Here is a 14,305-nt window from a genome sequence, read left to right on the forward strand (position 1 = left end):
ACCGAACAGGACACAGCCAACACAACAGCAACCCCAGCCCAACCCAGAGCCGCTTAAGTTCCTGGCATTGACCCTGAAGGTAGGGAAGGAGGCCTTCACGGACTTACGGATCGCCACATGTGCCCCACACGCACCAGCAGCCACACAAGTCACCGAGGTTGCGCGTGAAGGCCCCCTTTCCTCGGCTCAGCCGAGGAAACTCGACCTTCACCACCTTCCCCAGTATGTGAAGGACCCGGAACCAAGGAGGTCCAGGGCTCGTGAGTGGTACCCACGGTCAGAACCGTCCGTACCACTCACGAGGCCCGATCAGAGGCCGAGCCCGCCGGCCAGCACCGGCCACGAGTTACGCAGCGCCCGCTGCCAGTAAGGCCAGCTGTGCGTCCCGTCCCCGTAGTAGTCGACGGTCACCGGAATCCCTTTGGACTTCAACCGATCCGTGAAGCTCACCGAAGCTCCCAGCGCCTGCGGTTCGAGGATGTCGGACTGGCCCGGCGGGTCGAGCGGGCCGGTCTTGCCGTTCCCGCACGAGAGATAGAGCGCCGTGCCGCGCAGGTCGTCGACGTGGTCGTACGGGTTGTTCGCCGACCACAGCGGCCGCATCCCCCAGCTGTCACCCCAGAGTTCGAGGTAGTTGAAGATCCCCGCGCGGGCCAGGATCCCTTGGATGAACAGGGGAATCCCCTGGTACAGCGTGTGCGGAACACCGCTGTAGGACGCCGCCGCGGCGAACATGCCCTTGTGCTTGTACGAATACGCGAGCGCCCCGTACCCGCCGATCGACAGTCCGGCGATCGCCCGGCGCGTGCCGGCCCGGTAGCCGCGTTCGACGATCTGCCGTACTTCCAGGGTGTGGAAGGTGTCCCAGTCCGGAGTGCTCTTGAGGCCGAAGTTCCACCACTTCGTGTACATCCCGGCGGGACCGCCGGTCGGCATGACGACGAGCGCGTCCTTGTCCGCGGTGAACGCCTTGACGTCGGTGAACTGGTCCCACGAGCGGTAGTCGACCGGTTCGCAGCAGCCGTGCAGCAAGTACAGGGCCGGCCAGGTTCGCGCGGGTTGCGCGGCCCAGCCTGTCGGGACCAGCAGGCGGACCATGCCGGTGGTGCCGAGCGCGGGCGAGCTGATCTTGAGGTCGACTGTCCTCGCGTCCAGCCAGGTCTCCTCGACGACCTTCGCGCCGTTGTCGGCGGTGACCTGCGCGGGAGCGGCGACCGCGGGGATCGAGCTGCCGAGCAGGGCGACCATGGACAATGCCAGCAGGCCCCATCGCCGCGTTCGGTTCATCGCTTCTCCTTGCTCACAAAGGGATGTTGCCGTGCTTCTTGGCCGGGAGGGTCTGCCGTTTGGTCCGCAGCGCGCGCAGAGCCCGCGCCACCTGCAGGCGGGTTTGCGACGGCGCGATGACCTGGTCGACGTAGCCGCGTTCCGCGGCGAGGTACGGGTTCGAATGCCGTTTGCGGTACGCCTCGGTGAGCCGTCTTCGTTCGGCGGACCGCTGCTCGGGCGGCATCGCGGCCAGTTCGCGCCGGTGCAGCACCCGGACGGCGCCCTCGGCGCCCATGACCGCGATCTCCGCGGTGGGCCAGGCCATGTTGACGTCCGCGCCGAGATGCTTCGACCCCATCACCGCATAGCCGCCGCCATAGGCCTTGCGGATCACCACGGTCACCTTCGGCACGGTGGCTTCGGCGTAGGCGTAGATCAGTTTGGCGCCGCGGCGGATGATCCCGTGCCGTTCCTGCGCGGCGCCGGGCAGATAGCCGGGGACGTCGGCGAGGGTGAGGATCGGGATGTTGAAGGCGTCGCAGAACCGCACGAACCGGGCGGCCTTCTCCGAGGCGTCGATGTCGATCACGCCCGCCTGATGCCGCGGCTGATTGGCCACGACGCCGACGGTGCGGCCCTGCACCCGGCCGAACGCGCAGATCATGTTGCGCGCGAAGGCGCTGTGCACCTCGGTGAACTCGCCGTCGTCGACGATCCGCGAGATCACCTCGGTCATGTCGTAGGCCTGGTTCAGCGAATCGGGTACCAGGCGGTCGAGTTCGAGATCGGCGGCGGTGAGTTCGGGAGCGGTCTCGTCGGCGTATTCCGGGACGGCGTCGAGGTTGTTGGACGGCAGGTAGCCGAGCAGGGTCTGCACCCAGTCGATCGCGTCCTGTTCGCCGGCGGCCCGGTGGTGGGCGTTCCCGGAGATCTCGCTGTTCACCGCGGCCCCGCCGAGCTGCTGGGCGGTGACCCGCTCGCCGCTGACGGCGTGCACGACGTCCGGCCCGGTGACGAACATGTGCGCGGTCTCGTCGACCATCACCGTGAAGTCCGTGATCGCCGGGGAGTAGACCGCGCCGCCCGCGCAGGGGCCCATGATCAGCGAGATCTGCGGGATTACGCCGGAGGCCAGCGCGTTGCGCCGCCCGAGCTCGGCGTAGTAGGCCAGCGAGACGACGCCTTCCTGGATCCGGGCGCCGCCGGAATCGTTGATCCCGACCACCGGGCAGCCCAGCGTCATCGCCAGATCCATCACCTTGAGGACCTTCTCGCCGAAGACCTCGCCCATGCTGCCGCCGAACACGGTGAAGTCCTGGGAGAACACGCAGATCTGCCTGCCGTCGACGGTGCCGTGCCCGGTCACCACGCCGTCGCCGTAGGGCCGGTTGGCGTCCATCCCGAACTCGGCGCACCGGTGCCGGGCGAACTGGTCGAGTTCGACGAAGGAGCCCGGGTCCAGCAGCAGTTCGACCCGTTCGCGCGCGGTCAGCTTGCCCTTGGCGTGCTGCCGGTCGACGGCCCGTTTCTCGGCGATGCGGACGGCTTCGTCCTGGCGGGCGGCGAGATCGGCGATGCGGAACGCCGTCGTCGGAGCGAACGGGACATCGGTCATGGACGCGCCGCCCTCGGTGCCGCGAGCCGCGCCGCGAGTGCCTCGGCGACCACCTCGACGTGCGGCGGGTCGATCATCGACAGGTGATCGCCCGGGACACGCACGATCTCCAGATCCGCGCAGAACGCGTCCCAGCCGAGGGCGTCGTCGGTGCGCAGGTAACGCGGATCGAGGCTGGTGGTCAGCGGATGCGGCTCCTGCGCGCGCACCAGCAGCACCGGCCCGGCGTACGGTTCCGGGGTGTAGCGTTCGGCCACCCGTGCGTCCACATAGGACTCGTACTGGTGCCGCAGCACTCCTTGGCCCATCCCGGGCACCCGCGCGGCCAGCCTGCTGATCACCAGCCGGATCTGTTCGTCGTCGCCGAGCCGGACGAGGTCCTCGCGCGGGATGTCCAGCGCGACACCGTAGGTCTGCTCGACGTGTTCGGCGAACCGGTCGAACCGGTCCAGCAGGATCTCGTGCGGCGGTATCCCGGGCGCGGGCAGCGGCAGGATGCTGTCGATCATGGCCACGAGGTCGACCCGCTCCCCCGCCGCGGTCAGCCGCCGGGCCGTCTCGTAGGCGAGGCAACCGCCGAACGACCAGCCGCCCAGCCGGTACGGGCCTTGCGGCTGGATTTCGCGGATAAGCTCGAGGTAGCACTCGGCCTTGCCTTCGACGGTGTCCTCGTCGTCGATCCGTTCGAGCCCGTAGACGGACCTGCCCTCCGGCAGCAGGCGGACGAGCCCGTCGTAAACGCTCGTCGGCCCGCCCGCCGGATGGAACAGGAACACCGGATCCGTGCCGCCTTGGCGCAGCGGCCGGACCGGGCAGCCGCCGCGCCCCTCGATCCGGTCACGCAGCAGGTCCGCCATCGCGGCGATCGTCGGTGTGGCGAAGAGCCGATCGCTGTCAGGGACGTCGCTGAGCCGCCCCGCGAACGCCGACCGCAGCCGTTCCGCGCCTTCGGAATCTCCCCCGGCGGCGAAGAAGTCGTCGTGGACGCCGGGCTCGTCGCCGCCCAATTCCGCCTGCCAGAACCGCGCGACCCAGCGTTCGGCCGGATCACGGGGTCCGACCACCACGCTGGGACCGGGCTGCCGCGAGCTTCCCCCGCCGAACCCGGCCTGGTCGGCCAGATGGTCGGCGAGTTCGGCGAGACCGGCACCGCGCAACAGCAGCGGGATCGGCAGGAGCAGGCCGAAATCGCGTTCCACGACGCCTTTGGCGCGCATGGCGGTGAGCGAGTCCAAGCCGAGCTGGGTGAGCGGCAGATGTCGGTCGATCTCGTCCGCCGCGAGGCCGAGCATCCCGGCGACGAGCCCGGCCAGATAGTCGGCCAGCATCTCGCGGGCGGCTTCGGGCAGCACGGCCCTCAAGGCGTCCAATCCGTCCCAAGTGGACTGTCCGGTGTCCGGTTCTTCTTTCGGCACCAGGGTCCCGAAGAACGGCCTTGCGGCCAGACTCGGGAACAGGGCCAGTACGGTCCCGGCATCGACCCGGGCGATCCCGGTCGCCGCCCGGTCACCCGCCAGCACGGCGTCCATCGCCGCCAGTGCCTCCTCCGTGCCGAGCGGTTCGAGTACCGGGTTGCGGCTGCCGACGGCCGCTCCCGCCTCACCCCAGGCTCCCCAGCCGATGGTCGCCGCCGGCAATCCGGCGGCCCGGCGCCACGCGACGAGCGCGTCCACCCACGCGTTCGCGGTGGCATAGGCGGCCTGCCCCGGCGACCCGAACAGCGCGGCCGCCGACGAGTACGTCAGCCACCAGTCGAGTTCGTGCCCGGCCGTGGCCTCGTGCACCCTCCACGCTCCCAGCGCCTTCGCCCGCCAGACGGCCTCGACAGCGCAGGTGTCGACGGTGATCGCGGCGCCGTCGGACAGCACACCGGCCGCGTGCAGAACACCCCGCATCGGCAGGCCGTCCTCCGTGGCCGCCGCGACGAGCGCCTCGGCCGTCCCCGGCGCGGCGATGTCACCCGCCACCACGCGGACGTCAGCGCCCAGTTCACGCAGGTCCGCCAGCATCGGTTCGACCCCGGAGGTCGCGCCCCGGCGACCGGAGAGGACGAGCCTGGTCGCGCCATGCCTGACCAGCCAGTCCGCCGCGACCAGGCCGAGGCCGCCCAGCCCACCGGTGATCACGTACGCGCCTTCGCGCACAACGGTTTCGCGGCGAGGTTCGCCGAGTTCGGGACGGGCCAGCACCCGCGTGTACCGGACGCCCTCGCGCCAGGCGATCTCGTCGTCCGGCGCGTCCGCGCGGATCTCCGCCACCAGCCTGCCGACCCACAGCCGGGCGGGATCGGGCTCGGCCTCGAAGTCGACCTGGCTCGCCCTCAGTTCGGGATGCTCGAAGGCGAGGACCCGGACCAGCCCGCGCAGCCACGCCTGGCCGGGGTCACCACGCTCACCGGATTCGATGGCCGACGCACCCGCGCTGACCAGCCACAACCGTGGAGCGGACGCCGCTTCGGCCAGTTCGGCCAGGACGCTGGAAAGCGTGGCGACCGCCCGCGCGGCCCGCATCGGGTCGGGCGCGCCCGAGGTGGCGGCGCACACGAGCACTCCCGTCACCTCGCGGGATCGCAGGAGGTCCGCCACCGCGGCGCGGTCTCCGAGCGGAGCCGTCGCCAGCTCGTCCCTGGATTCGGTGAGCCGGTCACGCAAAGCCGTCAGCCAGGGCGTGCCTTCGTGGCCGTCGTGCAGGACGACCCAGCTGCGTGGGCCCGGCTCCGGCGAAGGCAGCGCGGCCTGCCGCCAGACCGTTTCGAACAGCAGGTCCGTCATCGGCACCGGCAGCGCCGAACGCTGGAACCGGCGGCAGTAGACCTCGCGGAACTCGACCAGGACGACGTCGTCGGCGTCGACCAGCTGGACACCGCCGACCAGGCCGTCACCGGCCGGGTCGAGCGAATCGAGCACCGCGTCGACCCGCACACCACGGCGCGGATCACCGGTGAGGACGACCTCGCCCAAGGTCAGCGGCAGGAAGACGCCGTCGGCTTCGCGCAGCGCGTCCCCGGCGGCCGCGGCCAGCGCGTGCAGGCAGGCGTCGGCGATCACCGGGTGCAGCACGTACGCCGGATGATCGGCGGGCGGGGTGATCGACGCCGAGGCCTTGCCCGGCACCGCCAGGACTCCGCTCAGCCCACGGAACGCGGGGCCGTAGCTCTGCCCCATCCCCGCCAGCACCTGGTAGAGGTCGACCGATCGGGCGTCCCCGGCGACGGCGCCGAACGGCACCACCGCGGTGTGCCCGTCACGGACACGGGCGGTGGCGTGCCGGATCCAGCCACCATCGGCGGACCTCGCGTAGACGTCCACTTCGGACGGTCCGGAGCCGGTGCTCAGGCTGGTCGTGACCTCGGTGTGCGCGGCGAGCGGGAGCACCCGGTGCAGTTCGAGGCCACCGATGCGCAGTTGCCCGCCTGGCCGCAGGACCGCCTTGGCCGCCGCGAGCGTCACTTCGAGGAAGCCGGCGGCGGGGAACAGCGGGACCCCCATCGCCGCGTGGTCGGCGAGCCAAGGCAGCACCGCCGTCCCGACGTCCGCGCTCCACAGGTGCCCGCCACCGGTCGGCTGTTCGATGTGGACACCCAGCAACGGATGCGCGCCACCGGATCCGGGCCGGGAGACCGGGCGCGGCGGCCAGAACCGTTCGTGCCGCCAGCGCGGTCCGGGCAGCTCGACAGGCACCGGGCGCGGGCCCCGGGCATCGAGCACGCCCGGCAGGCCGAGGGTGTGGAGCCGGGCGAGCGAGCCAAGGAACGCGGCACGCTCGTCGATCTTGCGGCTCGCCGACGGCAGCGCGAGGGCGCCGGTGCTCTGCTCGATCGCGGCCAGCGCCACCGGATGCGGGGAGATCTCGACGAACACGCCGTGCCCGTCGGCGGTCGCCGCCGCCAATGCCTGGCTGAACCGCACCGGGCGGCGCAGGTTCGCCGCCCAGTACTCGACGTCGAACGCCGGTGGCCACTGTGGATCGTCGAGAACACTGCTGTAGCAGGGAATCTCGGACGGTCGCGGAGAAAGCCCGTCGAGCTCGGCACGGAACCGGCCGAGGACGGCGTCGACGGCTTCCGAATGCCCGGCGCCCCCGACAGGCAACCGTCTCGCCAGCCTGCCGAGGCCCTCGACGTGGGAGACCAGGGCCTCGACCTGCTCGGCACCGCCGCTGACGGTGCACTGGACCGGCGAGGCGTAGACCGCGACGGTGATCCCGGGGAATTCCGTTTCCAGCTCGGCGAGTTCGGCGGGCGACAGTTCGACGACGGCCATGGCGCCCTCGCCGGTCGCGTCGACCTCCGCGAGCAGCCGGGCCCGCGTGGCCATAACGCGCAAGCCGTCGGCGACGTCGAGCGCCCCCGCGACGACGGCGGCCGCGACCTCGCCCATCGAATGCCCGAGCACCGCGGCCGGGACGACGCCGTGCGCACGCCAGAGCCCGGCGAGGGCCAGCTGCATGCCGAACAGCGCGAGCTGAGTCTCACCGAGATCCGGCAGGTCACGCTCGCCGGAGAACACCTCGCGCAGGGAGAACCCCGCCTCCGCGCGGAACACCGGATCGAGCGCCTCCACCTCGGCACGGAACGCGGGCTCGGTGCGCAGCAGGAGACGGCCCATCCCGGGCCACTGGGAGCCGTAACCGGAGAAGACGAACACGACGTCGGGTACGGGCCCGGTCTCGACAGCGGCCATTTCCCGCAGCGCCGCGGCGACTCGGCCGCGTTCCCCGGCGACCACCGCGCCCCGGACCGGCAGATGGTCACGGCTCCGCGCGAGCGTGGCGGCGACAGCGTCCAGCGGTACCGTGCGGTGCTCTTCGAGCCAGTCCGCCAGGTCCGCGGCCCGCGCCCGGAGCACCTCGGGCGACCGGGCCGACAGCGCGAACACCTGCGGGCCTTCGGTCTCCGTCCCCCGGGCGGGGAACGACGCGGCGGGCCACTCTTCGAGGACGACGTGGGCGTTGGTGCCGCCGAAGCCGAACGCGGAGATCCCGGCGCGCGCGACACCGGAGTAGCGCGGCCAGTCCACCCCGGTGCCGACCATCCGCAGGCCGAGACCGGCGAAGTCGATGTGCGGGCTGGGGTCGCGATAGTGCGGCGTCGGCGGCAGCCGCCGGTGGACCATCGCGAGGACGACCTTGATGAGCCCGGCGATCCCCGCCGCGCCTTCGAGGTGGCCCAGGTTCCCCTTCACCGAGCCGATCAGGAGCGGGCGAGCGGATTCGCGGCCGGCTCCGAGCACCTCGCCGAGCGCGCCCGCCTCGATCGGATCCCCCAGCGCGGTGCCGGTCCCGTGCGCCTCCACGTAGTCCACAGAGGACGGTTCGATGCCCGCCGCCGCGTACGCGTCGCGCAACAGGGCGGCCTGCGCGCCGGGGTTGGGCGCGACGAGACCGTTGGACCGGCCGTCGGAGTTCACCGCGCTGCCGCGGATCACCGCGAGCACCCGGTCCCCCGCGCGACGGGCGGCCTTCAGCGGTTTGAGTACGACCACACCGCAGCCCTCGCCGCGGGCGATACCGTCGGCGGCCGCGTCGAACGGTTTGCAGTGACCATCCGGGGCCAGCACCCCGGCCCGCTGGAAGCTCGTGGTGACCGCGGGTGAGAGCAGCAGGTTCACCCCGGCGGCGAGCGCCGTCCCGCATTCGCCCCGGCGCAGGCTCTGCACTGCCTGATGCACCGCCACCAGCGAAGACGAACAGGCCGTGTCGAGGGTGAGACTGGGCCCGCGCAGGTCGAACAGGTACGAAAGCCGGTTCGCGGCGATGCTCGTCGCGGCCCCGGTGGCGGACCAGACGTCGACGGTGGCGGGATCGGTCATCGTCAGGTGGCCGTACTCGCCCGCCGAGAGCCCGACGAACACCCCGGTCCGGGTTCCCCGCAGGGTGGACGGCGGGATCCCGGCGTGTTCCAGCGCCGCCCAGCTGACTTCGAGCAGCATCCGCTGCTGGGGATCCATCGCTTCGGCCTCGCCCGGCACGATGCCGAAGAACTCGGCGTCGAAACCGGCGATGTCGTCCAGGAAGCCGCCGCGGCCGAAGTCCTCGTCGAAGCCTTCCCAGCGACCTTCGGGAACGTCGCGGATACCGTCGCGCCCGGCGTCCAGGAAGCGCCAGTACTGCTCAGGCGAATCGGTGCCGCCGGGCAGACGGCAGCCGACGCCGACGATCGCGATCGGTTCTTCTTCCCGGCCTTCGCCGGCAGCGGTCGCGGATCGTTCCACAGTGGACAGATGGTCGGCGAGAGCGGTGATCGTCGGGAACTCCCAGACCAGGGTGGGAGCCAGCGGGCGGCCGAGGTACCGGCCCAGGTCCGCGGCCAGCTCCATCGATTCTCGCGAAGAAAGCCCGCTCTCGTGCAGAGGAAGATCCGGATCCACCTGGGACTCGCGCAACCCTGTCCGCTCCGCCACCCGCGCGACGAGCCAGGCTCGGATCCCCGCGGTCATCCGAGCCGCCGCGCGGTCAGCAGACCATCCACATAGGACTTCCGGCACAGCGCCCGGCTGATCTTGCCGCTGGAGGTGCGCGGAACCTCACCCGGGGCGAGGAAGACGACGTCGTGCGGGCGCAAGCCGTGCGTGGCCGAGACCGCTCGCCGGATCTCCGCGGTCGCCGCGGCGACGTCGGCCTCGGCGCCCTTGGCCTGTTCGAGTACGACGACGGCCGCTTCACCGTCTTCGAGCTCGATCGCGAAGGCCGCGGTGGAATGCGGCCGGACCGCGGGGTGGGTCTCCACGGTCTGTTCGATGTCCTGCGGGTAGTGGTTGCGGCCGTCGACGATGACGAGGTCCTTCAGCCTGCCGGTCATGAACAGCTCGCCGTCGTGACGCACGCCCAGGTCTCCGGTCGCCAGCCAGCCCGCGCCGGACTCCGGATCGACCGGCGGCAGGCCGAAGACGGCGGCGGACGCGCTCGGCAGTCCCCAGTAGCCCACACCGATGTTCGGGCCGTTCACCTGGATCTCCCCCACCCGGCCCGGTTCGACCAGCGCGCCGGTGACCGGATCGGCGATGCGGATCCGCTGCCCGGCGGGAAAACCGCAGGAGACGAGCGTGGTGGACGCCGCGCCGGGAAGGGCGGGTGTCGCCAGCCCGGCGGCGAGCCGATCGCGGTCGAAGGTGACCTGCCGTGGCGCCTTGCCCGCCTCGGTGACCGAGACGAGCACAGTGGCCTCGGCCAGCCCGTAGGAAGACCGGTGGACTTCGGGGCGCAGTCCGCACTCCTCGAAGGCGTCGTGGAACCTCGCGATGGTCGCGGGCAAGACCGGCTCGCTGCCGTTGATCAGCGAGACGACCCGGCTCAGTTCGAGATAGCTCTTCTCGTCCTCGGTCACGCGGGAAGCGCTGTAGGCGTAGGCGAAATTGGGTGCCGCGCTGATCGCGCCGGGGCTGGCCGAGAGGGCGCGAAGCCAGCGCGACGGACGTTCGAGGAACGCGAGCGGGTCCATCAGGACCGAGGCCACGCCGGCGGCCATCGGCGCGCCGATGCCGAGGATCAGGCCCATGTCGTGGAAGAGCGGCAGCCAGCTGACGGTGGACGTAATCCCGGTTTCGATCGCGTAGGCGTCGCAGGCCTGGCGGGCGTTGGTGAGCGCGTTGCGATGGGTCAGCATCACGCCCGCCGGGGTCCGCGTGGAACCGGACGTGTACTGCAGGTACGCCAGCGCGTCCGGTTCCGGTCGCGGCCAGGGACGTTCACCGGCCGCGACCGGAGTCGAGGTGTCGACGGCGAGCACGGCGGGCCGCTCGATCTCCGTCGAGGTGAGGAAACCGGCGACGGCGTCGATTCCCTCGGTGGTCGTGAGCACGACCCGCGGCGCGCAGTCGCCGAGCACCGCGGCCAGCCTGCCCGGGTGCCCGGGGAGATCCGGCGCGAACAACGGGACCGCGACCAGGCCGGCCCGGATCGCGCCGAGGAAGGCGACGACGTAGTCGGTCGACTGCCGCGCCAGGATCGCCGCCCGTTCGCCCGGGGCGGCGAAGGTGACCAGCCGCGTGGCGAGGGCCTCGACCCGATCGTCGAGTTCGCGCCAGGACAGGGTGACCGCCCGGCCGTCCGCGCCGGTGCGATGGTCGAGATAGGTCACGGCGACCTCGTCGCCGAGCCGCCGCGCCCAGTACTCCAGCAGCGTCGCGAACGACTCCCCGGCGGGTGCGCCGTCCCGACCGCGGGCGGCGACGACCGTTTCCGAAATGGTTTCCATGGCCCCTCGTTTGACGACGTGAGCAGGAGCGGGTGAATGCGGAACGGCGCCGTTGCCGAAAGCGGATTCCATTCCGGAGGCCGTTCTTTATCTGTCCGGAACTGTATGGATCATCCGCGAAGAGTGTCAACGAAAGGACCGTGAAACGCTGACGGCGGTGCGGCCGTGCTCACCGGGAAGAGAGAAACGGGGCACCCCGCTTGTCACTTCGGGACGGACTTTGCCCCCGCCGGGGGTTCAGCAACCGGAGCGCGAGCAGCGCGCCGGTGAGTTCCAGCCCCGCCGCGGTCAGCAGGCCCGCCGTGTACCCCTGCGCCAGCGCGGACGCGGCACCGTCGTCGAGCCGCGCCGTGCGCACCACCGCCAGCACGGCCCCGATCAGCGCGACGCCCAGCGCGCTCGACAGTTCACGGGACGCGGTGAGCAATCCGGAGGCGGTGCCCGCGTGCCGATCCGCCACGATTTCCAGTGCGTACGAGGTCAACGGGGTGGTCAAGGCCGATCCGGCCCCGATCAGCACCAGCCCCGGAACCCTCGGAAGGATTTCCGGAACCTGGTTGACCGCGGCGACAGCAAGCAGCCCGGCGGCCACCGTGGCCAGCCCCGCCGCGACAGTCCGATGTGGACCGAATCGCGGCACGGCCCAAGGCACCAGCGGCGTCGCGGCGACGACCGCGACAGCCACCACGACCAGCGGCAATCCGGCGAGCACCGGTCCGAGCCCGAGGGATTCCTGATGCAGCAACGGGGTGAAGAAGAAGACTCCCGAAACCCCCAGTCCCCACAGCAACTGCACGGTGAGCGCGCCGATGAAGACCCGCTGACCGGTCAGTTCCCCGGGTACCAGTCGTTCGCGCGCGCGTCTTTCCCTGAGCACGAACCAGATCGCGAGACCCGCACCCCCGAGCCCGAGCACCGCGGGCAGCAGCGCGCCGCCCTCTCCCAGTTCCACCACGGCGGCGGTGAGCAGGACCATCCCGGCGGTCACCACCAGCATCGAGAGCACGGCGGGCCGCCCCGGCGCCGGATCGCGGCCCGCCGTGCTCCCGTTGCCGGTGACGACCTTGCGCAGCAGGAGCAGCATCGCCGCCACGAACGGGAGATTGACGAAGAAGATCCAGCCCCAGCCCAGATACTCGCTGAGCACGCCGCCGAGGGTCGGGCCGAGCGCCAGCGCGACCGCGAGGCAAGCTGTCCAGATCGTCGCGCCGACGGCCCGTCTTCGCTCGTCGAGATTGGTGCGGAGCAGGCTGAGCAGGGCCGGGACCAGGAACGCCGCGGCGGCGCCCTGCAGCACCCGCGCGGCGATGACGAGCCACGCCGTCGTGACCAGCCCGCCGACGGCCGCTCCGGCGCCGAACGCGAGCAACCCGGCCCGTAGCGTCGCGGCCTGCCCCCAGCGGTCGACCAGTGTGCCGGCCACCGGCAACAGCCCGGCGAACGGGAGCATGTACCCGATACTCACCCATTGCAGGGTGGGCAGATCGAGGGCGAGGTCACGGGCGATCGACGGCGCGCCCGCGGCGACGATGGTGTTGTCGAGGGTGGTGACGAACGCCCCGAGCGCGATCATGATCAGCGTCGGTCCCATTTTCCGTCCTCGTGAGTGGTAACGCCGGTTAGAACCGTCCTTACCACTCACGAAACCGTCCCCCTTACTCACGTGACAATTTCCGCCACACCCCTTGGCACCCGCGACAGGAACTCCCCACGGCGGTTGCCAACTTCCTCACCCGTGTGAGTACATGTCGTGCGCGTACGTCGTCGTGCGGCAAGGAGTAGCCATGACCAGAACGGCCACGAACTCCGGACACCAACTTGTCCCGCAGCCGCGAGGAGCGGGACAGGCACAGCGGCTCTGGTGCTCGCTGCCCACCGAGGTGGCCCGGCGCTTCCGGCCGCACGCCGACCCGCTCGCGCGGCGGATCCTGGAGGAGATCCAGCAGGCCGTCCCCGAGTACGCGAAACCCTTGGACGGCGAGTTCGGCAAGATCCTCGTGCGGGCGATCGAGCAGGCGGTGGTCAGCTGCATCGACAGCATCGGCGACCTCGGCTCGCCCCCGGACGACTGGGTCCGGCTGTTCGTCGAAGTCGGCAAACGGGTGCATCGCGACGGCGGAAGCCTGAACACGCTGCAGGCGGCCTATCGCGCGGGCGGCAGCGCGGCGTTGCGCTACGTGGCGAAGTTCGGCCAGGCGCACCGTCTTCCCCCGGCGGTCCTCTGCATCGGCGCGGAGGCGATTTTCGCTTACGTGGACGAGATCTCCTCCCATTCGGTGGAGGGCTACGCCCTCGCGCAGGCGACCGCGACCGGCACCCTCGAACGACGCCGGAGACGGCTGCTCGAACTGCTGCTCGCCACTCCCCCGTCGTCCCCCGCGACCATCGCGACGATGGCGAAGGCCGCGAAGTGGGAGATGCCGGACTGGGTCTGCGTCGTAGCTCTCGACCCGCGCGCCGAACAACACCAGATCCCCGCGCCGCGCGTCCCCGACGACGTCCTGCTCGACCTGGAGGGCAACGAACCCTGTTTGCTCACCCCGGATCCCGGCCGCGATCTGCGCGGCCTCGACGGCAGGCTCCCCGGCTGGCGCGCCGCGACCGGCCCCCGGGTCCACCCTGCCGACGCGGCGACGTCGCTGCGCTGGGCCCGGCGCACCCTCGATCTGGTGAGCCGGGGCGTGATCGAGGACCGCGCGGTGACCCGCACGTCGGACCACCTCTCCACCCATTGGCTCCTGCTCGACCGGTTCCTGCTCGACGAGGTGTCGAACAAGGTGCTCGCGCCGTTCTCCGGGTTGACGGTGAAACAGCAGATCCGGCTGGCGGAGACGTTGCTGGCCTGGCTGGAGCACAACGGGAGCACGCCGGACATCGCGCAAGCGCTCGGCATCCACCCGCAGACGGTGCGGTACCGGGTCAGCCAGCTGAGCGACCTGTTCGGTGACCGCCTCGCGGATCCCGCGCAGCGCCTGGAGATCCAGATGGCCTTGCGGGCACACCAGTTGCTGGGCACGCGGCCGCCGGAGGAGTCCACTTCGGACGATCAGTGAACGGCTGGTACCGCGTGACCCTGGTCGCCTGCAGTGCGTGAAGGTCAAGTTTCCTCGGCTGAGCCGAGGGAAGGGGTCCTTCGCGCGAGGCTGGTGTGACTGCTGGTGCGCATAGGTCGTATGTGGCGATCGCGAGGGTAGTGAAGGCCTCCTTCCCTACCCTCAAGGTAGGCA

The 14,305-nt window shown here is 71.1% G+C and carries 6 protein-coding genes; 1 reads left to right on the plus strand and 5 read right to left on the minus strand.

Translation table 11 applies throughout. From position 1 onward, the window contains the following. Positions 1-309: 309 nt before the first annotated feature. The 5 genes from ACFOSH_RS39780 to ACFOSH_RS39800 form a co-directional block, all read right to left on the minus strand. A complete protein-coding gene (locus ACFOSH_RS39780; RefSeq protein ID WP_378246211.1) occupies positions 310-1,287 on the minus strand; it encodes an alpha/beta hydrolase in 978 nt (325 codons plus the stop codon). Between the two features lie 13 nt (positions 1,288-1,300). Next, on the minus strand, positions 1,301-2,884 hold the full coding sequence (locus ACFOSH_RS39785) for an acyl-CoA carboxylase subunit beta (protein ID WP_378246213.1): 1,584 nt from the start codon (positions 2,882-2,884) through the stop codon (positions 1,301-1,303). Continuing rightward, a complete protein-coding gene (locus ACFOSH_RS39790; protein ID WP_378246215.1) occupies positions 2,881-9,321 on the minus strand; it encodes an SDR family NAD(P)-dependent oxidoreductase in 6,441 nt (2,146 codons plus the stop codon). The genes ACFOSH_RS39785 and ACFOSH_RS39790 overlap by 4 nt, the downstream gene beginning before the upstream one ends. Continuing rightward, positions 9,318-11,078, minus strand: coding sequence for a fatty acyl-AMP ligase (locus ACFOSH_RS39795; protein WP_378246217.1), 1,761 nt, complete (start codon positions 11,076-11,078; stop codon positions 9,318-9,320). The genes ACFOSH_RS39790 and ACFOSH_RS39795 overlap by 4 nt, the downstream gene beginning before the upstream one ends. Positions 11,079-11,247: 169 nt before the next feature. Next, entirely contained in the window at positions 11,248-12,669 is a 1,422-nt protein-coding gene (locus tag ACFOSH_RS39800; protein ID WP_378246219.1) for an MFS transporter, read from the minus strand. Positions 12,670-12,862: 193 nt separating this feature from the next. On the opposite strand from ACFOSH_RS39800, the gene ACFOSH_RS39805 reads away from it, so the two are divergent. Beyond that, positions 12,863-14,131, plus strand: a complete 1,269-nt coding sequence (locus ACFOSH_RS39805; protein WP_378246221.1) for a helix-turn-helix domain-containing protein — start codon at positions 12,863-12,865, stop codon at positions 14,129-14,131. The last annotated feature ends 174 nt before the right edge of the window (positions 14,132-14,305 follow it).

It is taken from the genome of Amycolatopsis speibonae (genome assembly GCF_042647925.1).
Taxonomy (GTDB): domain Bacteria; phylum Actinomycetota; class Actinomycetes; order Mycobacteriales; family Pseudonocardiaceae; genus Amycolatopsis; species Amycolatopsis speibonae.

Coding starts and splice junctions, on each gene's coding strand:
- ACFOSH_RS39780 (WP_378246211.1), bottom strand. CDS start 1,287: ATGAACCGAACGCGGCGATGGGGCCTGCTGGCATTGTCCATGGTCGCC.
- ACFOSH_RS39795 (WP_378246217.1), bottom strand. CDS start 11,078: ATGGAAACCATTTCGGAAACGGTCGTCGCCGCCCGCGGTCGGGACGGC.
- ACFOSH_RS39805 (WP_378246221.1), top strand. CDS start 12,863: ATGACCAGAACGGCCACGAACTCCGGACACCAACTTGTCCCGCAGCCG.
- ACFOSH_RS39785 (WP_378246213.1), bottom strand. CDS start 2,884: ATGACCGATGTCCCGTTCGCTCCGACGACGGCGTTCCGCATCGCCGAT.
- ACFOSH_RS39800 (WP_378246219.1), bottom strand. CDS start 12,669: ATGGGACCGACGCTGATCATGATCGCGCTCGGGGCGTTCGTCACCACC.
- ACFOSH_RS39790 (WP_378246215.1), bottom strand. CDS start 9,321: ATGACCGCGGGGATCCGAGCCTGGCTCGTCGCGCGGGTGGCGGAGCGG.